The following is a 23,098-nucleotide window of genomic DNA, read 5'->3' as shown; positions in this document are numbered from 1 at the left end:
CGTGCGCGTACTGCTGACCGGACACCAGGGCTACCTGGGCACCGTGATGGCCCCGGTCCTCGCGGCCGCCGGGCACGAGGTCGTCGGCCTCGACGCCGGCCTGTTCGCCGACTGCGTGCTGGGCCCGGCGCCCGCGGACCCGCCGGGGTACCGGGTGGACCTGCGTGACGTCACGGCCGAGCACGTGGCCGGGGTGGACGCCGTGATCCACCTGGCCGCGCTGTCCAACGACCCGCTGGGATCGCTGGCGCCTGAGCTCACCTACGACATCAACCACCACGCGTCCGTGCGGCTGGCCCGGCTGGCCCGCGACGCCGGGGTCCGGCGCTTCCTGTACGCGTCCACCTGCTCGGTCTACGGCGCCGCCGGCGGCGACGAGCTGGTGACCGAGGACGCGCCGCTGCGCCCGGTGACGCCGTACGCGGAGTCCAAGGTGCGGGTGGAGGACGACCTGCACGCCCTGGCCGACGGCGACTTCAGCCCGGTGTACATGCGCAACGCCACCGCCTTCGGCCACTCCCCCCGGCTGCGCGCCGACATCGTGCTGAACAACCTGGTGGGCCACGCGCTGCTGTCCGGCGAGGTGCTGGTGCTCTCCGACGGCACCCCCTGGCGCCCGCTGGTGCACGCCGCCGACATCGCACGGGCCTTCACGGCCGCGCTGACCGCGCCGCGGGAAGCGGTGCACGACCGGGCGTTCAACATCGGCAGCGAGACCAACAACGTCACGGTCGCCGAGATCGCCGGGCAGGTCGCCGAGGCGGTGTCCGGCTCGAAGGTGGTGATCACCGGGGAGACCGGTGCCGATCCGCGGTCGTACCGGGTGGACTTCTCCCGGTTCCGCGCCGCGGTGCCCGGCTTCGACTGCGAGTGGACGGTGAAGCAGGGCGCGCTCGAACTCGCCGACGCCTACCGGGAACACGGGCTGGCCCGGGAGGACTTCGAGCAGCGCTTCACCCGCCTCGCCGTGCTGCGCGCGGCGTCCGACGCCGGCGCCGTCGACGGCACCCTGCGGTGGCGCCGGTGACCGGGCACGGCGAGGAGATGCACGCGCTGGTGGAGCGGCTGTACCCGCTGTGCCGGAGCATCACCGGCGACGGGGTGCGCGCCACCCTGGAGATCGTCGGCGAGTACGTCCCGCTGCGGGTGCACGAGGTGCCGACCGGGACGCAGGTGCTCGACTGGACGGTGCCGCAGGAGTGGAACATCCGGGACGCCTACATCGCCGACGCCGCCGGCAGGCGGGTCGTCGACTTCGCCGCGTCCAGCCTGCACGTGCTCGGCTACAGCGTGCCCGTGTCGGCGACCATGCCGCTGGCCGAGCTGCGCGGCCACCTGCACACTCTGCCGGAGCACCCGTCCTGGGTGCCGTACCGCACCAGCTACTACAAGCCGGAATGGGGGTTCTGCCTGGCCCAGGAGACCCTGGACGCGATGCCGGACGGCGAGTACGAGGTGCGCATCGACTCCACGCTCGCCGACGGCCACCTCACCTACGCCGAGCACGTGGTCCCCGGGCGGGTCCCCGACGAGGTGATCGTCTCCTGCCACGTCTGCCACCCGTCGCTGGCCAACGACAACCTGGCCGGCATCGCGGTGGCGACGTTCCTGGCCCGGGCGCTGGCGGAGCGGACGCCGTACTACACCTACCGGTTCGTCTTCGCGCCCGGCACCATCGGGGCGATCACCTGGCTGGCCCGCAACAGGGAGCGGGTGGAGCGGGTCAAGCACGGTCTGGTGCTGGCCTGCGCCGGCGACCCGGGGCAGCTGACGTACAAGCGGAGCAGGCGCGGCGACGCGGAGATCGACCGGGTGCTGCGGTACGTGCTGGCCGCCTCCGAACGGCCGCACCGCATCGTCGAGTTCACTCCGTACGGCTACGACGAGCGGCAGTTCTGCTCGCCCGGGTTCGATCTCGGCGTGGGCTCGCTCAGCCGGACCCCGTACGCCGACTACCCCGAGTACCACACCTCGGCGGACGACCTGGACTTCGTCTCCCCGGAGGCGATGGCGGACACGCTCGCCGTCTGCCGCGAGGCGTTCGCCGTCCTGGACCGCAACCGGCGGTACGTCAACCTCAGCCCCTACGGCGAGCCGCAGCTCGGCCGGCGCGGGCTGTACGACTCGCTCGGCGGCCGCAGCGACGCCAAGCAGGCCCAGATGGCCATGCTCTGGGTGCTCAGCCTCTCCGACGGCGAGCACGGTCTGCTGGACGTCGCCGAGCGCTCCGGGCTGCCGTTCGACACCGTCGCCGCCGCGGCCGACGCCCTGCACGGTGCCGGGCTGATCAAGGCATGACGCCGGTGACCACCGAGGAGGGGAAGACGAGGCCGAGGGCGGCGGCCGCCGGGCGGGCCGTCGCCGGGCGGCTGTCCTGGGGACTGGCCGACCAGGCGGTCTCCAGCATCGGCAACTTCGCGGTGGGCGTCTACGTGGCCCGCTCGCTGGGGGTCACCGCGTTCGGCGTGTTCAGCCTCGCCTGGGTGACCTACGGCGTGGTGCTCAACGTCTCCCGCGGACTGGCCACCGACCCGCTCGTGGTGCGCTTCAGCGGCGTGCCGGAGGCGTCCTGGCGCGGGGCGGTGGCCCGGTCCTCGGGCGCCGCGCTCGGCGCCGGTGCCGCCCTCGGCGCGGCGTCCGTGCTGGCCGGGCTCGCTCTCGGCGGCCGCGTGGGGCCCGCGTTCGTCTGCCTCGGTGTCGTCCTGCCGGGGCTGCTGCTCCAGGACGCGTGGCGGTTCGCGTTCTTCGCCGCCGGCGCCGGGCGGAAGGCGTTCGTCAACGACCTCGTGTGGGGCGTCGCGCTCGTCCCGGCCCTGGTGCTGGCGGCCCGCGTGGGCAGCGTGGCCGCCTTCGTGCTCGCCTGGGGCGGGTCCGCCGCGGTGGCCGCGGTGTACGGCTGCCTCCAGTCGGGCATCCGGCCCCGGCTCACCGGAGCGCGCGCGTGGGTGCGCGAGCACCGCGACCTGGGCTACCGGTACCTGGTCGAGAACGTCAGCAACAGCGGCGCGAGCCAGCTGCGGGCGTACGGGCTCGGCGTGATCGTCGGGGTCGGCGCGGTGGGTGTGGTCCGGGGCGCCGAGCTGCTGCTCGGTCCGTTCATGGCCGTGCTGATGGGGCTGTCCCTGGTCACCGTCGCGGAGACGGCCCGGGTGCTGCGGCGGGCCCCGCACCGCGTCGGCGCGTTCTGCCTCGTGCTGGGCGGCGGGCAGGCCGTCGCCGCGCTGCTCTGGGGCGGGGCGCTGCTGCTGGTGCCGGACCGGGCCGGCGAGCTCGTGCTCGGCGGCGTCTGGAGCGCCGCCTCGGAACTCGTCGTGCCGGTCACGCTCGGCGTCGCGGGCGCCGGCCTCGGCACCGGCGCGGCGGCCGGACTGCGCGCGCTCGGCGCGGCCCGGCGCAGCCTGCGCGCCCAGCTGTTCGCCTCCGCCTGCTACGTCGGCGGCGGGCTCGGCGGGGCGGTCGTGGCCGGCACGGCCGGCTCGGCCTGGGGCGTCGCCGCCGCGACCGTCTGCGGCTCGGCCGTGTGGTGGCTGCACCTGCGGTCCGCCCTGCGCGAGCACAACGATTCCATCCGCGAAGTGAGGACGTCATGACCCCCCAGCCCCGGCTGAGCATCGGCCTGCCCGTGTACAACGGCGAGGAGTACCTGGCCGAGTCGCTCGACGCCCTGCTCGGCCAGACCTACGAGGACTTCGAACTGGTCATCTCCGACAACGCCTCGACGGACGGGACCCAGGACATCTGCCGCACGTACGCGGCCCGGGACGCGCGCATCCGCTACATCCGGCTGCCCCGCAACATCGGCGCCGCGCCGAACCACAACTACGTGTTCACCGAGTGCCGCGGCGAGCTGTTCAAGTGGGCCTCGCACGACGACCTGTACGCCCGGGACCTGCTGCGGCGCTGCGTCCAGGCGCTGGACGAGCGGCCCGAGGTGGTCCTCGCGCACGCCGACCAGGCGGTCGTCGACGGCGACGGCCGGGTGAAGGTCCCCTACGAGTACACGCTCGCCACCGGCTCGCCGCACGCGCCGGAGCGCTTCCGCAGCATGCTGTTCGAGCCCGGCGGCGACGACTTCTACGGGGTGATGCGGGCCGACGTGCTGCGCCGGGTGAAGCCGCACGACAGCTACCACCACGCGGACCGCACGTTCGTCGCCGAGATCGCCCTGCACGGGCCCTTCCACCAGGTGCCGGAGCTGCTGTACTTCCGCCGCGACCACCCCACCCGCGCCGAGCGGGCGAACCCCTCCAAGCGCTCCCGGTGCGTCAACCTGGACCCGCGCCGGGCGGGCCCGCTGCACCCGACGCCCCGGCTGCTCGCCGAGTACGTCTGGGGCTTCGTCTCGGCGGTCCGGCGGGCGCCGCTGTCCCCGGCCGACCGGCGCGCCTGCTACCGCCACCTGGCCGCGTGGATGGCCAGCCGGGCCCGGCCGGGCGCCGGCGAGCGGGTCGAGGACCGCACCCCGGTCGATCCGGACGGGCTCGGTGTCTCCGTCGACGCCCTCGTCGCCGGCCGTGAGGGCCGTGAAGGGATGCGGGCATGACGTCCGCGCACGAAACCCCGGTGCGCGTCGGGGTGTTCGGCCTGCTCGGCTCCGGCAACCTCGGCAACGACGGGTCGCTCGAGGCCGTCCTCGGGTACCTCCGCGCCGAGCACCCGCAGGCGGCCGTGGACGCGCTGTGCGGCGGCCCCGAGGTCGTCACGGCCCGGTACGGGATCCCCGCGACGCGGCTGCACTGGTACCGCGGGGAGTACCGGACCGCGTCGCGTGCGGGCGCGGTCGCGGCGAAGGGCCTGGGCAAACTCGTCGACGCCGTCCGCACCGCCGCCTGGGTGCGCCGGCACGACGTGGTGATCGTGCCGGGCATGGGCGTCCTGGAGGCCACGCTGCCGCTGCGGCCGTGGGGCTTCCCGTACGCGCTGTTCCTGCTCTGCGCGAGCGGCCGGCTGCTCCGCACCCGGGTCGCGCTGGTCGGTGTCGGCGCCGCCCCGATCGGCAGCCGGCCGACCCGGGCCCTGGTGCGCTGGTCGGCGCGGCTGGCCGCCCACCGGTCGTACCGGGACACCCTGTCCCGCGACGCGATGCGGGCGATGGGCGTGGACACCGCGCGCGACGAGGTCCACCCGGACCTCGCGTTCGCCCTGCCGGCCCCGCCGGCGAGCGCCCCCTCGGGTCCGCCGGGCCGGGTCTGCGTCGGCGTCATGGACTTCCACGGCGGCGACGACGACCGCGCCCGGGCCGAGGAGATCCACCGGCGCTACCTCGACGGGACGATCCGCTTCGTGCGCGCCCTGGTCGAGGACGGCAGGCCGGTCCGGCTGCTCACCGGCGACGCGTGCGACGCGCCGGTGGTCGCCGCGGTCCTCGACGCGGTGGACTCGCCGCTGGTCACCGCCGCCGAGGCGGCCTCGCTGGCCGATCTGATGAAGGAGACGGCGGCCGCCGACACCGTGGTGGCGACCCGGTACCACAACCTGGTCTGCGCGCTGAGGACCGGGACGCCGACGCTCGCGCTCAGCTATGCGGCGAAGAGCGACGCGCTCATGGCCCGGATGGGACTGGGCGCGTACTGCCACCCGGCCCGCGAGGTCGACGCCGACCGGCTGCTCGCACAGTTCCGGGCGCTGGAGAGGCGATCGGCGGAGCTGCGCCACACCCTCGCCGAGCGGAACCGGGACGCCGCCCGGCGCCTCGAGGACCATTTCACCGCCTTGACCGCGGCCCTGTTCCCGGCGGCCGACCGCACCCGAGCCCACGCCCGGCAGGAGACCCCATGAAAGTGACCGAAGTCCCGGCGATCGCCGGCGCGTACCTGTTCGAGCCGACGCCGTACGCCGACGAGCGCGGCTTCTTCTGCCGCACCTTCGACGCCGACGTGGTCCGCTCGGTGGGCATCGATCCGAACGCCTTCGTCCAGGACAGCGTGTCCCGCTCGGTCCGGGGCGCGCTGCGCGGCCTGCACCTGCGCTCCGGCGCCGGCGAGGCCAAGCTCGTGCGGTGCTCGTACGGGAGGATCTTCGACGTCGTCGTGGACCTGCGGCCGGACTCGCCGACCTACCTGGGCCGGGCCTCCTTCGAGCTGTCCGGCGAGACGCAGACGACCCTGTACGTCCCGGCGGGGTGCGCGCACGGCTTCCAGGCCCTGACGGAGACCGCCGACACCTCGTACCGGATCGACCGCCCGCACGATCCGGCCGAGGACGTGACGATCGCCTTCGACGACCCGGAGCTCGCCATCCCTTGGCCACTGCCGGTCACGTCGGTGTCCCGGCGGGACCGGGAGGCGCCGAGCCTCGCCGAGGTTCTGAAGCACAGGGAGAGATGAGGTCGCCGTGGACACCGAAGAGTTCGAACTGCCCAGGTCGCGGACGGCGAACGAGCGGCTGCACGCCCTGATCCCCGGGGGCGCGCACACCTACGCCAAGGGCGACGACCAGTACCCCGAGGACCTGGCCCCGGTCATCAGCCACGGCCGCGGTGCCCACGTGTGGGACGTCGACGGCAACCGCTACGTCGAGTACGGCTCCGGCCTGCGGTCGGTCAGCCTCGGCCACGCCCATCCCCGCGTGACCGAGGCGGTGCGGCGGGAACTCGACCGCGGCAGCAACTTCGTCCGGCCGTCCGTCCTGGAGGTCGAGGCCGCGGAACGCTTCCTGGCCACGGTGCCGACCGCCGAGATGGTGAAGTTCGCGAAGAACGGCTCCGACGCCACCACCGCCGCGGTGCGCCTCGCCCGCGCCGCCACCGGACGCCCGCGCGTGGCCCTCTGCGCCGACCACCCGTTCTTCTCCGTCGACGACTGGTTCATCGGCACCACGCCGATGTCCGCGGGCGTTCCGGCGGCGACCACCGACCTCACCGTGGCGTTCCCCTACGGGGACCTGGCCGCCACGGAGGAGCTGCTGAACCGCTACCGGGACGAGGTCGCCTGCCTGATCCTCGAACCCGCCACCCACACCGAGCCTCCGCCCGGGTACCTGGCCGGCCTGCGCGAACTGGCCGACCGGCACGGCTGCGTGCTGGTCTTCGACGAGATGATCACCGGCTTCCGCTGGTCCGAGGCGGGCGCCCAGGGCCTGTACGGCGTCGTCCCCGACCTCTCCACGTTCGGCAAGGCGCTGGGCAACGGGTTCGCCGTCTCCGCGCTGGCCGGGCGCCGCGACCTGATGGAGCGGGGCGGGCTGCGCCACTCCGGCGACCGGGTGTTCCTGCTGTCCACCACGCACGGCGCGGAAACGCACGCGCTGGCCGCCGCGATGGCGGTGCAGACCACCTATGCCGAGGAGGGCGTCACCGCGCGACTGCACGCCCTCGGCGAGAAGCTGGCCGCCGGTGTCCGCGACGCCGCGGCGAGCATGGGCGTCGGCGACCACGTCGTCGTCCGGGGCCGGGCCAGCAACCTGGTCTTCGCCACCCTGGACGAGCGCGGGCAGCCGTCGCAGCGGTACCGCACCCTGTTCCTGCGCCGGCTCCTCGCGGGCGGGGTGCTGGCCCCGTCGTTCGTGGTGAGCAGCGCGCTCGACGACGCCGACATCGATCACACCGTCGACGTGGTGGCCCAGGCGTGCGCGGTGTACCGGAAGGCGCTGGACGCCGGTGACCCCACCCCCTGGCTGGGCGGACGCCCGGTGAAGCCGGTGTTCCGCCGCTCGGTGTGACGTCAGCGGGGCTCCGGCCGGCCGGCGTCGGCCGGCCGGTCGCCCCGCCGGCCGGCCGTCCGGTCGACCAGCCACGCGGTCGCCGGTGTCACCGCCAGCGCGGTGCACCAGCCGCCGAGGGTGTCGGTCGGGTAGTGCGCGCCCAGGGCGACCTGCGCCCAGCCCATGGCGGCGCCGGCGGCCAGCGCCGCGGCGAGCACGAGTGAGGTGCCGGCCGTCCTGCCGAGGCCGAGCCGGCCGGCCGCGAGCAGCGCCACCACGAGGGCGAACGCGGTGAGGAAGGCGGTGTGCCCGCTCGGGTAGGACAGGCTCCCGTCGTGGATGGTGCGTCCCACGAGGGGCTTGAGCAGCTTCGTCGTCGCCACGCTCGCGCCGGTGCCGGCGACGACGAGCACCGCCGCGCGAGGACGCCGGAACAGCAGGCAGCCCGTCACGGCGGCCGCGACCAGCGTCGCCGCGCCCACCGGCTCCCCCAGGAAGTCCGTGGCCAGAGCGACGTCCCGCCACCACGCCCCCGTGCCGTCCGCCGCCGCCCCGATCCGCGCGTCCACCGTGCCGGGCCCGCCGTCCCCGGCGAACAGGAGCCCGAGCACGACGGCCACCAGCGCGCCGAGCACCGCGACCGGCCCGAGCCGTGCGCGCAGCGGCGGAGGCAGCACCGCGCGCGCCGGCGGACCGTCCGTACGCCCGTCGCGGGCCGGCCGGGTCAGGTTTTCCCCCATGGGTCCATCATCGCCGCCGCGCCCGGCGGACGCCCCGCCCTGTGGACAACTCCCCCGCGCCGGCCGGGCGGGTCCGGTGCGGCGACGACCGTCCTGCCGACGGGGAGGCGGTCCGGGACCTCCCGGCCGAGACCTGGTCCGCTTCCCGAAGCACACGGTGGCCTCGGTGGAACAGGGCCGCCGGATGCCCGGCCGGGACTTCGTGGAGCGCGCGGAGGAGGCGACCGGCGGCACGGGCGCGCCGCGGAGGTCCGCGCCGCGCCCGTCCCGGCGGGCGGGGCCGGCGAGTCGGTTCCGGCCGTGGGCCCGCCCGGAGGCACAGGCGGTGACCCTGTGGACCTACCAGTGCCGGGTGGTTCCCGGCCTGCTCCGGACGGAACGCTGCGCGCGGGCGGCGACGGGGAGCGTCCCGCCCGGGAAGGACGAGGAGCAGGTGACCGAGCAGGTCACGGCCCGGCTGGAGCGTCATCGGCTGTTCGGCCGCAGGCCACCGGTCACCTTCGGCCTCATCGTCGAGCAGGCACTGCTCGAGCGCGGCACCGGAGGCCCGGACGTGACGCGGGAGTTGCTCGACAGCCTCCTGGAACGGTCGTCGCAGTTCAGCGTCGAGTTGCAGATCATGCCGCGCCACCGGCCGGACCGTGCCGGGTTCGACGGCCCGTCGGTGCTCCCGGAACCGCCGGACAACAAGTGGTCCGGCCACGCGGAGGGACAGCGCGGCGGGATGCCGATCCCGGCCCCGAAGGAGGTCGGCATCCTGCTCCAGCGGTATGCCGGGCTGCGTTCACAGGCTCTGGCCTCCGACGACTCCAGGGGCCCGCGGAAGCGACTGCGCGGAGCGCCCTGAGCAGCACCGACGAACGGGCTCGGTTCAAGAGCAGCTCCAGCGGTTCCGGCGGCGACGCCTGCGTCGAGGTGGCGCAGGGCACGCAGGCGATCCACGTCCGGGACTCCGAGGACCGGCGGAGTCCCGGCCCCGCCCTCTCCCCCACCGCGTGGAGCGGCTTCGTCGCCTACGCCGCCCGGGACCGGCCTCCACGCCCGCCCCGTGCCGGATCCGTCCGGCACGGGGCGGGCGTCGTCCGCCTTCCTCGAACGCGCGGAACGCTCACCGTGAACCGGGAGGGTCAGCGCCGCAGGGTGAGGACACCGGGCCGCCACGGCAGCCGGTTGTACTCGCCGCCCGCGTCGGGGGCCTTGCCCTGGTAGAGGAACTGCAGGTTGCAGGGGTCGATGGTCATGGTCTGGTCGGGGTTGTTGCGGACCAGGTCACCGTGGCTGATGTCGTTGGTCCAGGTGGCACCGCTGTTGGCCTTGCCCGCGAAGGGGTTGCTCTCGCTCGCGGCCTGCGGGGTCCACGAGCCGCCGAGGCTGGAGGCCGTGAAGGAGCGGAAGTAGCGCCCGTTCGCGCCCATCGCCTCGACGATCATGAGGTACTGGTTCTGGCCCTGGACCTTGTAGACCTGTACGCCCTCGAACAGGTTCGCCTTGGTGTCGCTCATGATCGTCGTGTACGACGACCCGAAGTTGCCCGGGAAGTTCCCGATCGGCATGCTCGCCCGGTAGATCTTGCCGTTGTCACCGGCGAAGAACAGGTACATGTTCTGGCCGTCGGCGATCAGGGTCTGGTCGATCGGGCCGGTGTCGGAGCCGGAGATGCTCCCGGTGAACAGCGGCTGCGGGGAGGACCAGCCGTTGGGGTTGGTGGGGTCGCTCGACGTGCGGTAGATGAAGGGCCACGCACCCCACTGGTACGCCAGCACCCAGATGTTCTTGGGCGCGAAGTAGAACAGCGTGGGCGCCACCGCGGCCTGGTTCATCCCGATCTGGCCGGCCGACGCCATGTCCGACCAGTTGGTGAAGGGGCTGAACATCATCGAGCCGTACGACGACCCCGACACGTTGGACGCGTAGACCAGGTGCTTGCCGTTGTGCGTCACGGTGGTGAAGTCCTTCACCGCGGCCCACCCGTTCGCCGGCTGCGCCAGCACACCCGTCGACGTCCACCGGTACGTCGACGGAAGGGAGCACGTGCCGTCCGTCGGCGGCGTCCCGGACAGGCCGGTCCACTTCTGGTGGCTGCCGCCGTTGCACGTCCCGATCTGCACCGCCGTGCCGTTGGCCGTGCCGGCGCCCGCGGCCTCCAGGCACAGCCCGGACTCCACGCCGACGACCGTGCCGTCGGAGTTCACCCGCCACTGCTGGTTCGCACCGCCGGAACAACTCCAGATCTGCACCCGGGTGCCGGCCGTGGTGGCGTGGCCCGGAACGTCCAGGCACTTGTTGCCGTACACGGTCAGCTGGTTGCCGTCCGTCCACGTCCACTGCTGGTTGGTCCCGCTCCAGCAGTCGTAGATCTGCAGGTACGTGCCGTCGGTCTGGCCGGCGCCCGTCACGTCGAGACACCGGTTCGAACCGACACCGCGCAAGGCGCCGCTGGCGGCCGCCTGGGCCGGGGTGGCGACGAGCATCGCCGCCAGCGCGGCCAGGGTCGCGACCGCGGCGGCGAGCACCGCGGACGGGTGCCTGCGGCGGAACATTCTTCTGCGCATGGGGACTTCCCAACCTCGAGTAGGGGGTTCCGGCCGGCCTCGTCGGAGGCCGTCCGGACTGTCGGTGCGGTGCGGTGGGCGGCCGGCGGCGCGCGACGGCGGGAGGGTGAATGATGAGTACATGACATGCGCATGCGACAGGCTCCTTGCGGCTCGGCGTCCGGGGGACCGGGAGATGCCCTGCTGTGCGATGGAGCGACTTCAGCGTGTTCGATATATCGAATACTGATCGAATTATCGAGCAGTCCGAATGATAAGGAACCGGCGAGCGAGGTCAATACCCCTCGCACGCGTCGCCGCCGAACTCGAAACATTCCGTAGGGCCTGCGCCCGGAATGACACACACCGCACCGTCAGATGACTGAATCACCCCTGCTCGACACCGGGGTCGAGCGAGCTCGCGGGCGCTGCCGGCGCCGCCGACGACGATGCCCGGGGGTTCACCGGCCGACCCATCGACATCTCGAAAGTTTCGAATCAGGAACAGAAACTTTTCCTGCGGAGAGTATTGACGATGCGTCATCAACGCCTCGATCATTCCTGTCTGGGAAACCGGCCGCAGATCGATATGCCGAACCACATCGGCCTTGAGTCATCCGTGCCGCACGGCAGGTCCCCGCACCACCGCACTGCAGATCCGCGCACCAGAGCACCCGCACCGCCCGTTTCGTTCCGGTGAGGTTCGCACCAGCGCATCCCGGCTCCTCACGCAGGTGGAGAGCCGTGCGACGCCGCATGGCGGTCCCCCGGTTGAGCCGCGATGGAGTACCCCCCGTGTCCGTGTCGAAGATCGTCATGCCCCCTGGCCACGGTGTCCGGTGATTCCGTGCCGCCCGGGCCCGTCCCGTCCGTCCGTCTGCCGCAGGGGAACGGACGACGCGATCCCGCACTCCAGTCCTTCCGTGATTCCTACCTTGGAGGCCACAGTCATGGGCTCGTACGCCCTCCCCAGACCCGTTGTCCGTCGGAAGATCCGCGGCCTGCTGTTGACGCTGGTCGTCGGCGTCCTCGGCGTGGTCACCGCACTGGTCGCGCCGCCGACCGCACACGCCGCCGAGAGCACGCTCGGCGCCGCGGCGGCGCAGAGCGGCCGCTACTTCGGCACCGCCATCGCCTCGGGCAAGCTGGGCGACTCGACCTACACCTCGATCGCGAACCGTGAGTTCAACTCGGTGACGGCCGAGAACGAGATGAAGATCGACGCCACCGAACCGCAGCGGGGCCAGTTCAACTTCACCGCCGCCGACCGCGTCTACAACTGGGCGGTGCAGAACGGCAAGCAGGTGCGCGGCCACACCCTGGCCTGGCACTCCCAGCAGCCCGCCTGGATGCAGAACCTCAGCGGCAGCGCACTGCGCCAGGCGATGATCGACCACATCAACGGCGTGATGGCCCACTACAAGGGCAAGATCGCCCAGTGGGACGTCGTGAACGAGGCCTTCGCCGACGGCAGTTCGGGAGCCCGGCGCGACTCCAACCTGCAGCGCACCGGCAACGACTGGATCGAGGTCGCCTTCCGCACCGCGCGCGCGGCCGACCCGGCGGCCAAGCTCTGCTACAACGACTACAACGTCGAGAACTGGACCTGGGCCAAGACCCAGGCCATGTACAACATGGTGCGCGACTTCAAGTCGCGCGGCGTGCCGATCGACTGCGTCGGCTTCCAGGCGCACTTCAACAGCGGAAGCCCCTACAACAGCAACTTCCGCACCACCCTGCAGAACTTCGCCGCCCTCGGCGTCGACGTGGCCGTCACCGAACTCGACATCCAGGGCGCCCCGGCCTCGACCTACGCCAACGTGGTCAACGACTGCCTGGCCGTCCCGCGCTGCCTCGGCATCACCGTCTGGGGTGTGCGCGACAGCGACTCCTGGCGGTCGGGGGACACGCCGCTGCTGTTCAACAACGACGGCAGCAAGAAGCCCGCGTACACCGCCGTCCTCAACGCACTCAACGGCGGCTCCACCACACCGCCCGCGGACGGCGGACAGATCAAGGGCGTCGGCTCGGGCCGCTGCCTGGACGTGCCCAGCAGCAGCACCACCGACGGCACCCAGCTCCAGCTGTGGGACTGCCACAGCGGCACCAACCAGCAGTGGACGCACACCGACGCCGGCGAGCTCAGGGTCTACGGCAACAAGTGCCTGGACGCCGCCGGCACCGGCAATGGCACCAAGGTCCAGATCTACAGCTGCTGGGGCGGCGACAACCAGAAGTGGCGCCTCAACTCCGACGGATCCATCGTCGGCGTCCAGTCCGGCCTCTGCCTCGACGCCGTCGGGGGCGGCACCGCCAACGGCACCCTGATCCAGCTCTACTCCTGCTCGAACAGCAGCAACCAACGCTGGACCCGCACCTGACGGGGCCCGCCCCGAGCGAGAGGGCGCACCGGTGACGGCTCACGGGGCGGCTTCCCCCGCCCCTCCAGGAAGACATCGCTGACGGTCCCGGGTCGCCGCCGTGGTGGCGGCGACCCTCGCGTCCGGCGTGCTCGCCGCGGCGGATCCGGCGCCGGCGAACCACTGTTCCGGGCGGACGCGGTGATCGTCACCGTCGCTCCCGGCGGCTTCGCAGCCGGCCGGGGAGGGGACTCGCCCGACGGGCCCTCCCCGGATCGCCGCTCCGGACGACGAGGGGCGACGCGGTGGACGTCGTCGGGTTCCGGCTCACGGGGCGTCGTCGTCCCCCGCGGACGCGCGGCTACGACGCGGGTGAGCCCTCCGGCGGACGAGGTCCCGCTCACGCCGCGGTGCCCCGGGCACCGGCCACGGCCGCGACGGCCTCGTCGAGCACCACGAGACCCCGTTCCATCCGCCCGTCCGTCACGGTGAGCGGCGGCAGCAGCCTGACCACCTCGTCCTGGAGGCCCGCGGTCTCCAGCAGCAGCCCCGCCCGGTGGGCGGCGTCGCAGACCTCGCGGGCCGCACCCGGGTGGTCGAGGGGCAGCCCCCAGGCCGGACCCCGGCCGCGCGGGGCGGGGAGTCCGTGGCGGCGGGCCGTCTCGCTGAGGGAGCGGCGCACCCGTTCGCCCAGCACGGCGGTCCTGGCCCGGAGCGCGCCGTCGGACCAGGAGACCTCCAGTGCCCGGGTGGCGGTGACGAACGCCGGGTTGCAGCCCCGGAAGGTGCCGTTGTGCTCGCCGGGACGCCACACGTCGTACTCGGGGCGCATCGGGGTGAGGGCCGCGGGCCTCCCGTGACCGCCGGTCGGCTTGGACAGGCGGACGAGGCCGGGCACGACGCCGGACGTCTCGAAGGAGAAGAACGGACCGGTGCGCCCGCAGCCCGTGTGAACGTCGTCGACCACCGGCAGGGTGCCGTGCGCCCGGACCCCGGAGGTGAGCGCCTCCAGCCAGGCCGGGCGGGCCGGGTGGACTCCGCCCTCACCCTGCACGGTCTCCGCCACCACGGCGGCGAGCGGCCCGTCGGCGGCCGCGGTCCCCCCACGCCTGGACCAGCCGGGTGACGGCCCGCTCGTCGTCGTCGGCAAGGTCGTCGAAGGGCATGGCGACGGTGTGCGGCAGCGGAACGCCGGCCCCGGCGCGCTTGTCCGGGTCGGCGGTGACGGCGAGCGCGCCGAGCGTCATCCCGTTTCGCGTCCCGCGGTTCGGCACCGCGGGCGGTGGTGAAGACGGTGGGCCAGGTCCGGCTGTAGCCGCGGACCTCGGGTTCCAGGGTGGCGAGGACGCTCGTGTTCGTCCCCGTCCGACGTGGGTGCCGGGGTGCCCGCGGGGCTCAGGAGGGGACGGGGGCCGGTGCACAACGGCTTCGGCACCGCTGGTGGAGGACGAGCGCGGACGCGACGGGCTCCTCATGGGTCCACGGGGCGCGGCCGGGTGCGGTGGGCGCCTGGTCGAGCGTGCACAGGACAGTGGCCGTCGTGCCCGCCGGCACCGGGCAGCCGGGTGAAGCGGTCCACCGGCTCCCACTGCCCGGGGCACTGATGACTCCGACGTTCACCGGCCGTCGACACCACGGCAGCGGTCTCCCGGCTCCGAACCGGCTCCGGCTCTGCCCGGCCACCCCTGCGAGTGAGGTGACCGGCCGTCAGGAGCAACGGATTGCGTGTCACGCGGCCGGACGCCGATAGCCATCATGTGCCCGTCAGGGCCGCCCCAACGCCCGAAGGAGCAGCCAGCAGCCATGAGCACCGCCCTCACCGGAGCCCCGTCCGGCGCGTCTCACCAGCCCGGCACCGATCCGTTGCTCCATCCGGACCCCGCCGTCGCCGCCGAGCACGCCGGCGCCGAGAACCTGCTGCGCTGCTGGGTGCGCGAGACCGGCGCCGCCCCCGGCCCCGACGGAGTCCTGCACGTGCCGGTGCTGGGCGGCGCCGCCCGGCTCGTGGCCCCCGTGCGGTACTGGTCACCGTGCGGCTGGCACCGCTTCGGGCCGGTCACCCTCGGCAGCCCGACCGAGGCCGGCGGGCCGCCCGCCCCCGTGGACGCGGTCACCGTCGCGGCCCTGATCGGCGCGACCACCGAACGCGGCGAGGGCGGCCACCTCGCCACCCTGGTGGCCCAGGTCGCCGACTCGGTCGCCCGCACCGCCGGGATCCTGGCGTACCGCCGTACCACGGCCGACCCGGAACACCTGCCGTTCCTGCGCGCCGAGCAGTCCCTGCTTCTCGGCCACCCGCAGCACCCCGCGCCCAAGGGCCGCGACGGTCTCGCGCCTGCCCAGAGCGCCGCCTACTCCCCGGAGACCCACGGCGCCTTCCGCCTGCACTGGTACGCCGTCGACCGGGAACTGCTCGCCGCCGACTCCGCCGAGCCGCTCACCGCCGAGCAGATCACCGCACGCCTGCTCGGCGACCCGGCCGCCCTGCCACCGGGCACCGCCGCACTGCCGGTGCACCCCTGGCAGGCCGGCGAACTCGCCCTGCGCCCGGCCGTCGCGGCACTGCTGGAGCAGGGCCGACTGCACGACCTCGGCCCGCGCGGCGAACCGTGGCACCCGACCTCCTCGGTCCGCACCGTGCTCCGCCCCGGCACCCCCTGGATGCTCAAGCTCTCACTCGGCCTGCGCATCACCAACTCCCGCCGGGAGAACCTCCGCAAGGAGCTGCACCGCGGCCTGGAGGTGCACCGGCTGCTGGAGGCGGGCCTCGCCGCCGAGTGGCGGGCCGCGCACCCCGGCTTCGACATCGTCCGCGACCCGGCGTGGATCGGCCTGGACGCACCCGGCCTGCCCGATCCCAACGGCCTGGACACGGTGGTGCGCCGCCAGCCGTTCGGCCCGGACACCCGGGTGCACTGCGTCGCCGGACTGGTCGCCGAGCAGCCGCTCGGCGACACCCTCGACTCCGCTCTGGCCGGGGTGCTGCGCGGCCTCGCCGCCCGCACCGCCCAGCCGCTGCCCGCCGTGGCCGCCGAGTGGTTCCGGCGCTACCTCGACGCGGTGGTGCTGCCCGTCCTCTGGCTGGACGGCCGGGGCGGCATCGCCCTGGAGGCGCACCAGCAGAACACCCTGGTCCTGCTGGACGCCGACGGGTGGCCCGCCGGCGGCCGCTACCGCGACAACCAGGGCTACTACTTCCGCCGGTCGAGGGCCGGCGAACTGTCCGCCCGCCTGCCCGGCATCGGTGCGGCCAGCGACACCTTCGTCCCCGACCAGGTCGCCGACGAGCGGTTCTGCTACTACCTCGGCATCAACCACGTGCTCGGCCTGACCGGCGCGTTCGGCGCCCAGCGCCTGGCGGACGAGCAGCAGCTGCTCACCCTGCTGCGCCGTTTCCTCGCCGGCCCCGCCGCCGCCGCGACCGGCTCGAGCCTGCCCGCCCACCTGCTCGACGCGCCGACCCTGCGCTGCAAGGCCAACCTGCTCACCCGCCTGAGGGGCCTCGACGAGCTGGTCGGCCCGGTGGCCACCCAGTCGGTGTACGTCACCGTGCCCAACCCGGTGGCCGTCCCGTGACCACCCCCGCCCTCCCCTGCACACTGACCACCGCCGCCGGCGGGTTCCGGCTGCGCCCCGTCCGGCCCGCCGACCTGCCGCTGCTCACCGAGTGGATGAACGACCCGGCCGTCGCGGCGTACTGGTCGCTCGACGGGCCGGCCGAGCGCACCGAGCGACACGTGGGCGCCCAGCTGGCCGGTGACGGCCGCAGCACCCCGTGCCTGGGCCTGCTCGACGGCACGCCCATGAGCTACTGGGAGGTGTACCGCGCCGACCTCGACCCGCTCGCCCGCCACTACCGGTCCCAACCCCACGACACCGGGATCCACCTGCTGCTGGGGCCGCCCGACGCACGCGGCAGGGGGCTCGGCAGCATCCTGCTCACCGCCCTCGCCGACCATCTGCTGCGGCACGCCCCCCGGCTGGTCGGCGAGCCGGACGTGCGCAACGTCCCGTCCGTCCGGGCGTTCCGCAACGCGGGCTTCCACCGCGTGGCCGAGCTCGACCTGCCCGGCAAACGGGCCGTCCTGATGACCCGCCGACCGGCCTCGCCCGCCAGGAGGACCGCCCCAGCATGAAGCAGCCACCGACCGCACCGTACGACCTGCTCGGCGTCGGCATCGGCCCGTTCAACCTCTCGCTCGCCGCGCTGTGCGACCAGGTGCCGGAGCTGAGCACGCTGTTCTGCGAGGCCCGCACGGAGTTCCGCTGGCACCCCGGCCTGCTGGTCGACGGGGCCAGGATGCAGGTCCCGTTCCTGGCCGACCTCGTCTCCCTGGTCGACCCGACCAACCCCTGGTCGTTCCTCAACTACCTGCGGCACCAGCAGCGGCTCTTCCCGTTCTACTTCTCCGAGCGGTTCCACCTGCCGCGCCGCGAGTACGAGCACTACTGCCGCTGGGCGGCCGAACGCCTGCCCAACTGCCGCTTCGGCGTCCCGGTCGGCTCGGTGCACTGGGACGCCGCCGGGCGGCTGTTCCGGGTCACCGCGGGCGGCCGGGAGTTCGCCGCCCGCAACGTCGTGCTCGGGATCGGCACCGAGCCGTACCGGCCCACCGCGTTCGCCGCCCTGGCCGACCACCCCCGGGTCTGGCACTGCGCCCAGTACCTGGACCGCCGCTCCGCCCTGGACGGCGCCCGGGACATCACCGTCCTCGGCTCCGGCCAGTCCGGCGCCGAGGTCTTCCTCGACCTGCTGCGCACCCGCGCCGGTGACGGCACCCGGCTGCGCTGGCTCACCCGGACCCGCGCGTTCGCCCCGATGGAGTACTCCAAGCTCGGCCTGGAACACTTCACCCCCGACTACACCCGCTACTTCCACGGCCTCCCCGCCGCCGTGCGCGACCGCCTGGTGGGCGAGCAGTGGCAGCTGTACAAGGCGGCCAGCTCCGAGACCCTCGCCGAGATCCACGACCACCTCTACCGGAGCACCGTCGGACGGCCGATCGACGCCGAGCCGGTCGAGATCGTCCCCGGCACGGCGGTGACGGCGGCCACCGCCGGCCCGGCCGGCAGCCTCGAACTGCGCTGCCGGCACACCGACTCCGGGACCGAGACGGTGATCCGCACGGACGCGGTGGTGCTCGCCACCGGCTACCGCGCGGTCCGCCCCGCGGTCCTCGATCCGATCGCCCACCTGGTCGACCGGGACGAGCAGGGCCGCTACCGGGTCGGCCTGGACCACCGGGTCGTCACCCGGCCCGCCCTCACCGGCGGCCTGTACGTACAGAACGCCGAGCTGCACACCCACGGGGTCGGCACGCCCGACCTCGGCCTCGGCGCCCACCGGGCCGCCGTGATCCTCAACGCGGTCGCCGGCCGCACCGTCCATCCGCTGCCCACCCGCACCGCCTGGACCAGCTTCGCACCACCCGTACCCGCGGACGCACCGGCGCCGGCGGCCGGGGGTGCGCCGGCACGGGCGCGCTGACCGCGCCGGCACCGTGCCGATGCACCGCCGCCGCGCGCGGCGGCCGACCCGCGCGCGGCACCGTCGGGCCGCGGGCCCCTGTCGGTCACCGGGTTCTGAAGCGGCGGAAGAGGTTGCGGGCCACGTACACGCCCGGGCCGCCGAAGCCGACGATGTCGACGCGTCCGTCACCGGTGACGTCGGCGAGGAAGCGGGGGTGCCGGCCGACCCGCCAGGCGCCCGCGTCGTCGCTGTACCCGAAGCCGCGGCACACCAGCTGGGCCTGGTCGAACCGGCCGTCGCCGCGGTTGTGCGCCACCCAGACCCCTTCGTCGCCGAAGCCGACGATGTCGGGGGTGCCGTCGCCGGTGACGTCGGCGAGGAACCGGAGGTGCTTGCTGCCCGTCCATCCCTGGGCGTGCCCGAAGTCGTTCAGGACGAGCCGCGAGGGCTCGAACGTGCCGTCGCCGCGTCCGCGTGCGACGACCACGCCCTGCGGGCCGAACCCGACGATGTCCGGGGCGCCGTCACCGGTGGTCCGCATCAGGAACCGGCCGACGACCGACCGGCCCGCAGAACCAGCAGGTCAGCTGCCCTTCTTGGCAGGCTCCAGAATCGCCACGCACTCCACGTGGTGCGTCATCGGGAACAGGTCGAACACCCGCAGCGTCCGCACCCGGTACCCCCCGTCCCGGAAGTACGCCAGGTCCCGTGCCAGCGCCGCCGGGTCGCAGGCCACGTACGCGATCCGGCGCGCGCCCAGGGACGACAGGTGCTCCACCGTCCCGCGGCCGGCGCCCGCGCGCGGCGGGTCGAGGACGACGAGGTCGACCTCCGTGATGCCCGTGCGGGGCAGGACCGACTCGACCTTGCCCTGTTCGATGCGCACCCGGGGGAAGTCCGCGAGGTTGTGCCGGGCGTCCTCGACGGCCCGCTTGCCGGACTCGATGCCGAGGACCGCGCCCGACTCGCCGACCCGGTCGGCCAGGGCGCCCGCGAACAGGCCGACGCCGCAGTACAGGTCGAGGGCCATGTCGCCCTTGCGGGGCAGCAGGCCCTGCATCACCGCGGTGACCAGGGTGTCGGCGGCCTTCGGGTGGACCTGCCAGAAGCCGCCGTTGCCGACGCGGTGGGTGCGGCCGTCCGCGCGTTCGCGGACGAAGGGGCGGCCGTGGACGCGGTGGACCTGGCCGGAGCGCTCGTCGACGCGCAGGACCGAGACCGGGCGGTCCAGTTCGACCAGCGGAAGACGCGCGCCCGGCTTCGGGGTCAGGACGACCTGGCGGTCCTGCGAGCCCGTCGCCGCGATCGCCTCGACGGAGTCCATGCCCGTCCAGTCCCGCTTCTCGATGCCGAGTTCGCTGACGCCCTCCGCGGCGATCATGCAGTGGTCGATCGGCTCGACCTCGTGCGAGCGGTGCCGGCGCAGTCCCGCGCGGCCGTCGGCGGTGACGGCGTACTGCACGCGCGTGCGCCAGGCCGGGACCTGGCCCGCGGGGACCTTGTCGCCCTCGGCGGGCATCACGGTGCCGTCCCAGCCGACGTCCTCGGGCGAGAGTCCGGCCAGGCGCCGGAGCTGCTCGGCGACGACCTCGCCCTTCAGGCGGCGCTGCGCTCCCGGCTTGGCGTGCTGCCAGTCGCAGCCGCCGCAGCGGCCGGGTCCGGCGAAGGGGCAGGGCGCGTCGATCCGGTCCTTGGAGGCGTCCAGCACCGTCACCGCGTCCGCGCGCAGGAAGCGGGCGCCCTCCTCGCCCTCCGTCACCCGCGCGACGACCCGTTCACCGGGCAGCGCGTGCCGGACGAAGAGGACCTGTCCGGCGGACGTACGGGCGATGCAGTGACCGCCGTGGGCGACGGGGCCGATCTCGACCTCGTACTCCTCCCCCACCAGTGATTTCCTAGGTTCTGCCTGCATGGCGGGGTGACTCCACAAGATCGAGGGCGGGCGGGCGGCCGGTGGGCACGCGACAACAGCCCACCAGTCTACTTCTGCGGAGAGGACTCCTTCGCCCGCTCCGCCGGACCGCGCCGCACCGAACCGGGCGCGACCCACTCCTGCCGCTTGCGGGCCCGCTTCCTGGCCACCTCGGACGACTGGAGCTGGTACGGCACCGAGGTCACCATCACGCCCGGCGTGAACAGCAGCCGGCCCTTGAGCCGCAGCGCGCTCTGGTTGTGCAGCAGGTGCTCGTACCAGTGGCCGACCACGTACTCGGGGATGATGACGGAGACGACGTCGCGCGGCGCCTCCTTGCGCAGGCTCTTGACGTACTCGATGACCGGCCGCGTGACCTCCCGGTACGGGGAGTCGAGCACCTTCAGGGGGACGTCGATGCCGCGCCGCTCCCACTCCGCGTGCAGCGCCTTGGTCTCCGTCGGGTCGACGTTGACGCTGAGCGCCTCCAGGGTGTCCGAGCGCATCAGCTTGGCGTAGGCGAGCGCCCGCAGCGTGGGGCGGTGGATCTTGGAGACCAGGACGACCGAGTGGACGCGGGAGGGCCGCGCCATGTCGTCGCCCGGGGTCTCCGGGGCCGCGATCTCCTCGGCGACGCGGTCGTAGTGCTTACGGATCGCCGTCATCGTCGCGTAGAAGATGCACATGCCGAGCAGCGCCACCCAGGCGCCGTGGGTGAACTTGGTGACGAGCACGACGACCAGCACCAGGCCGGTGAAGAAGGCGCCGAAGGTGTTGATGGCCCGGGAACGGATCATGTGGCGGCGTTTGGCCGGCTCGGTCTCGGTGGCCAGCAGGCGGTTCCAGTGCCGGACCATGCCGGTCTGGCTGAGCGTGAAGGACACGAACACGCCGACGATGTAGAGCTGGATCAGCCGGGTGGAGTCGGCGCCGTAGACCCACACCAGCAGGGCGGCGGCGCCCGCGAGCAGCACGATGCCGTTGGAGAAGGCGAGGCGGTCGCCGCGGGTGTGCAGCTGACGGGGGAGGTAGCGGTCCTGGGCGAGGATCGAGCCGAGCAGCGGGAAGCCGTTGTAGGCGGTGTTCGCGGCGAGGAACAGCACCAGCGCGGTGGCGGCGGCGAGCACGATGAACAGGAGGCTGCCCTGGCCGAAGACGGCCTCGGCGACCTGCGAGATCACCGGGTGCTGCACGTAGTCCGCGCCGAGCGGGACGCCGTCGTGGATCAGGTCCTTGGCCGGGTTCTCGGCCATGCGGACGTCGGTCGCCATGGCCAGCGCGATGATGCCGCAGAACATGGTGACGGCGAGCAGGCCCATCAGGGAGAGCGTGGTCGCCGCGTTCCGCGACTTGGGCTTGCGGAACGCGGGGACGCCGTTGGAGATCGCCTCGACGCCGGTGAGCGCGGCACAGCCGGAGGAGAAGGCGCGCAGGAGCAGGAAGAGCAGGGCGAAGCCGGCCAGGCCCGGGTGTTCGGGCTTGATCTCGTAGTCCGCCGTCGGCGCCCGCATCTCGTCGCCGAGCACCACCGAACGGAAGGTGCCCCAGGCGATCATGGTGAAGACGCCCGCCACGAAGACGTACGTCGGAATGGCGAAGAGCGTGCCGGACTCCTTGACGCCGCGCAGGTTCATCAGCGTCAGCAGCACGATCACGCCGATCGCGCAGGCCACCTTGTGCTCGACGACGAACGGGATCGCCGAGCCCAGGTTCTCGATGCCGGAGGAGATCGACACGGCGACCGTCAGGACGTAGTCGACGAGCAGGGCGCTCGCGACGGTCAGGCCGGCCTTGGGACCCAGGTTGGTGTTGGCCACCTCGTAGTCGCCGCCGCCGCTGGGGTAGGCGTGCACGTTCTGCCGGTAGGAGGCGACCACGGTGAACATCAGCACGACGACCGCGACGGCGATCCAGGGGCTGAAGTGGTACGCCGACAGGCCCGCGATGGACAGGACCAGCAGCACCTCGCCGGGCGCGTACGCCACGGAGGACAGCGGGTCTGAGGCGAAGACGGGGAGGGCGACGCGCTTCGGCAGGAGCGTTTCGCCCAGCCGGTCACTGCGCAGTGCGCGCCCGATCAGGATCCGTTTGGGCACGTCGGTCAGTTTGGACACAACAGAGCATCGTAGGCGCTCGCGCGAGGGACCGCTCAGCCGCCACCCACATCCATACGGCATCCATACGGTCTCTGCCCTCCGGGTGAAATCACCGGGTGATCGAGGTGCGGATTCCGCAGGTCGAGGGGTTTCCATGCCTATATGACCGAACCCCGTTCGTTGCCGCTCCGTGGAGGTTCCATGCACACGACCGCAGAACTGATCGGCGCCGCGGTCGCCCTCGTCGGCCTCGGAATCCTCACACTGGCGAGTGTGCGGAGCATCACGCGCCGCTGACCGCGCGCCCCGCGGCGCCTCCTCGCTCCTCCTCGCTCCTCCCGGCCTCTT

General features: G+C 73.4%; 19 protein-coding genes and 1 pseudogene. 13 read left to right on the top strand and 7 right to left on the bottom strand.

The features are described from left to right. The first annotated feature begins 1 nt into the window (after position 1). Genes GL259_RS28865 through GL259_RS28835 form a run of 7 tightly spaced genes read left to right on the top strand, consistent with a single transcriptional unit; the run spans position 2 to position 7,659 of the window. Entirely contained in the window at positions 2-1,027 is a 1,026-nt protein-coding gene (locus GL259_RS28865) for an NAD-dependent epimerase/dehydratase (RefSeq protein WP_159536216.1), read from the top strand. Further along, on the top strand, positions 1,015-2,298 hold the full coding sequence (locus GL259_RS28860; protein WP_159536215.1) for a DUF4910 domain-containing protein: 1,284 nt from the start codon (positions 1,015-1,017) through the stop codon (positions 2,296-2,298). The genes GL259_RS28865 and GL259_RS28860 overlap by 13 nt, the downstream gene beginning before the upstream one ends. After that, on the top strand, positions 2,295-3,590 hold the full coding sequence (locus GL259_RS28855) for a hypothetical protein (protein WP_159536214.1): 1,296 nt from the start codon (positions 2,295-2,297) through the stop codon (positions 3,588-3,590). Before GL259_RS28860 ends, GL259_RS28855 begins: the two co-directional genes overlap by 4 nt. Next, entirely contained in the window at positions 3,587-4,543 is a 957-nt protein-coding gene (locus GL259_RS28850; RefSeq protein ID WP_159536213.1) for a glycosyltransferase family 2 protein, read from the top strand. Before GL259_RS28855 ends, GL259_RS28850 begins: the two co-directional genes overlap by 4 nt. Next, positions 4,540-5,778 carry a polysaccharide pyruvyl transferase family protein gene (locus GL259_RS28845; protein ID WP_159536212.1) on the top strand — a complete coding sequence of 413 codons (1,239 nt, stop codon included), beginning with the start codon at positions 4,540-4,542 and terminating at the stop codon, positions 5,776-5,778. The genes GL259_RS28850 and GL259_RS28845 overlap by 4 nt, the downstream gene beginning before the upstream one ends. Further along, the gene (locus GL259_RS28840) at positions 5,775-6,326 is read left to right on the top strand and encodes a dTDP-4-dehydrorhamnose 3,5-epimerase family protein (RefSeq protein ID WP_159536211.1); all 552 of its coding nucleotides are present in this window, start codon (positions 5,775-5,777) and stop codon (positions 6,324-6,326) included. The genes GL259_RS28845 and GL259_RS28840 overlap by 4 nt, the downstream gene beginning before the upstream one ends. A gap of 7 nt (positions 6,327-6,333) precedes the next feature. Continuing rightward, positions 6,334-7,659, top strand: coding sequence for a glutamate-1-semialdehyde 2,1-aminomutase (locus GL259_RS28835; protein ID WP_159536210.1), 1,326 nt, complete (start codon positions 6,334-6,336; stop codon positions 7,657-7,659). A 2-nt stretch (positions 7,660-7,661) separates the two neighbouring features. On the opposite strand, the gene GL259_RS28830 is transcribed toward GL259_RS28835, so the two are convergent. Next, the gene (locus GL259_RS28830) at positions 7,662-8,381 is read right to left on the bottom strand and encodes a phosphatase PAP2 family protein (RefSeq protein WP_159536209.1); all 720 of its coding nucleotides are present in this window, start codon (positions 8,379-8,381) and stop codon (positions 7,662-7,664) included. 166 nt (positions 8,382-8,547) lie between these two features. On the opposite strand from GL259_RS28830, the gene GL259_RS28825 reads away from it, so the two are divergent. Both GL259_RS28825 and GL259_RS28820 read left to right on the top strand, forming a co-directional pair. Beyond that, on the top strand, positions 8,548-9,228 hold the full coding sequence (locus GL259_RS28825) for a DUF5753 domain-containing protein (protein WP_208026652.1): 681 nt from the start codon (positions 8,548-8,550) through the stop codon (positions 9,226-9,228). Further along, positions 9,225-9,590, top strand: coding sequence for a DUF397 domain-containing protein (locus GL259_RS28820; RefSeq protein WP_159539057.1), 366 nt, complete (start codon positions 9,225-9,227; stop codon positions 9,588-9,590). Before GL259_RS28825 ends, GL259_RS28820 begins: the two co-directional genes overlap by 4 nt. Here GL259_RS28820 and GL259_RS28815 read toward each other — a convergent pair. Continuing rightward, on the bottom strand, positions 9,509-10,933 hold the full coding sequence (locus GL259_RS28815; protein ID WP_159536208.1) for a non-reducing end alpha-L-arabinofuranosidase family hydrolase: 1,425 nt from the start codon (positions 10,931-10,933) through the stop codon (positions 9,509-9,511). The genes GL259_RS28820 and GL259_RS28815 overlap by 82 nt on opposite strands. A 929-nt stretch (positions 10,934-11,862) precedes the next feature. Between GL259_RS28815 and GL259_RS28810 the strand changes: the two genes are divergently transcribed. After that, positions 11,863-13,293 (top strand): endo-1,4-beta-xylanase, encoded by a 1,431-nt coding sequence (locus tag GL259_RS28810; RefSeq protein ID WP_159539055.1) that lies wholly within the window; start codon positions 11,863-11,865, stop codon positions 13,291-13,293. 379 nt (positions 13,294-13,672) lie between these two features. Here the strand turns inward: GL259_RS28810 and GL259_RS28805 are convergent, their stop codons facing one another. Next, complete coding sequence (locus tag GL259_RS28805) at positions 13,673-14,341, bottom strand: aminotransferase class III-fold pyridoxal phosphate-dependent enzyme (RefSeq protein ID WP_159536207.1); 669 nt, start codon at positions 14,339-14,341, stop codon at positions 13,673-13,675. Next, the gene (locus GL259_RS28800) at positions 14,316-14,519 is read right to left on the bottom strand and encodes a hypothetical protein (protein WP_159536206.1); all 204 of its coding nucleotides are present in this window, start codon (positions 14,517-14,519) and stop codon (positions 14,316-14,318) included. The genes GL259_RS28805 and GL259_RS28800 overlap by 26 nt, the downstream gene beginning before the upstream one ends. A gap of 556 nt (positions 14,520-15,075) precedes the next feature. Between GL259_RS28800 and GL259_RS28795 the strand changes: the two genes are divergently transcribed. The 3 genes from GL259_RS28795 to GL259_RS28785 are packed head-to-tail and all read left to right on the top strand — an operon-like array spanning position 15,076 to position 18,760. Beyond that, positions 15,076-16,848, top strand: coding sequence for an IucA/IucC family protein (locus tag GL259_RS28795; RefSeq protein WP_159536205.1), 1,773 nt, complete (start codon positions 15,076-15,078; stop codon positions 16,846-16,848). Beyond that, the gene (locus GL259_RS28790; RefSeq protein WP_159539053.1) at positions 16,740-17,408 is read left to right on the top strand and encodes a GNAT family N-acetyltransferase; all 669 of its coding nucleotides are present in this window, start codon (positions 16,740-16,742) and stop codon (positions 17,406-17,408) included. Before GL259_RS28795 ends, GL259_RS28790 begins: the two co-directional genes overlap by 109 nt. Further along, positions 17,405-18,760 (top strand): SidA/IucD/PvdA family monooxygenase, encoded by a 1,356-nt coding sequence (locus GL259_RS28785; protein WP_159536204.1) that lies wholly within the window; start codon positions 17,405-17,407, stop codon positions 18,758-18,760. The genes GL259_RS28790 and GL259_RS28785 overlap by 4 nt, the downstream gene beginning before the upstream one ends. Before the next feature lie 85 nt (positions 18,761-18,845). Here the strand turns inward: GL259_RS28785 and GL259_RS28780 are convergent. The 3 genes and pseudogenes from GL259_RS28780 to GL259_RS28770 form a co-directional block, all read right to left on the bottom strand. Next, positions 18,846-19,292, bottom strand: a pseudogene (locus GL259_RS28780) (VCBS repeat-containing protein); the annotation flags it as partial. Positions 19,293-19,325: 33 nt separating this feature from the next. Then, positions 19,326-20,654, bottom strand: coding sequence for a TRAM domain-containing protein (locus tag GL259_RS28775; protein WP_159536203.1), 1,329 nt, complete (start codon positions 20,652-20,654; stop codon positions 19,326-19,328). A gap of 68 nt (positions 20,655-20,722) precedes the next feature. Continuing rightward, on the bottom strand, positions 20,723-22,768 hold the full coding sequence (locus GL259_RS28770; RefSeq protein WP_159536202.1) for an APC family permease: 2,046 nt from the start codon (positions 22,766-22,768) through the stop codon (positions 20,723-20,725). Positions 22,769-23,098 lie beyond the last annotated feature (330 nt).

The sequence above is a fragment of the Streptomyces sp. Tu 3180 genome, from assembly GCF_009852415.1.
GTDB lineage: Bacteria > Actinomycetota > Actinomycetes > Streptomycetales > Streptomycetaceae > Streptomyces.
Note: the sequence above shows the minus strand (reverse complement) of the source record. Positions and strands in the feature narration are given on the sequence as shown.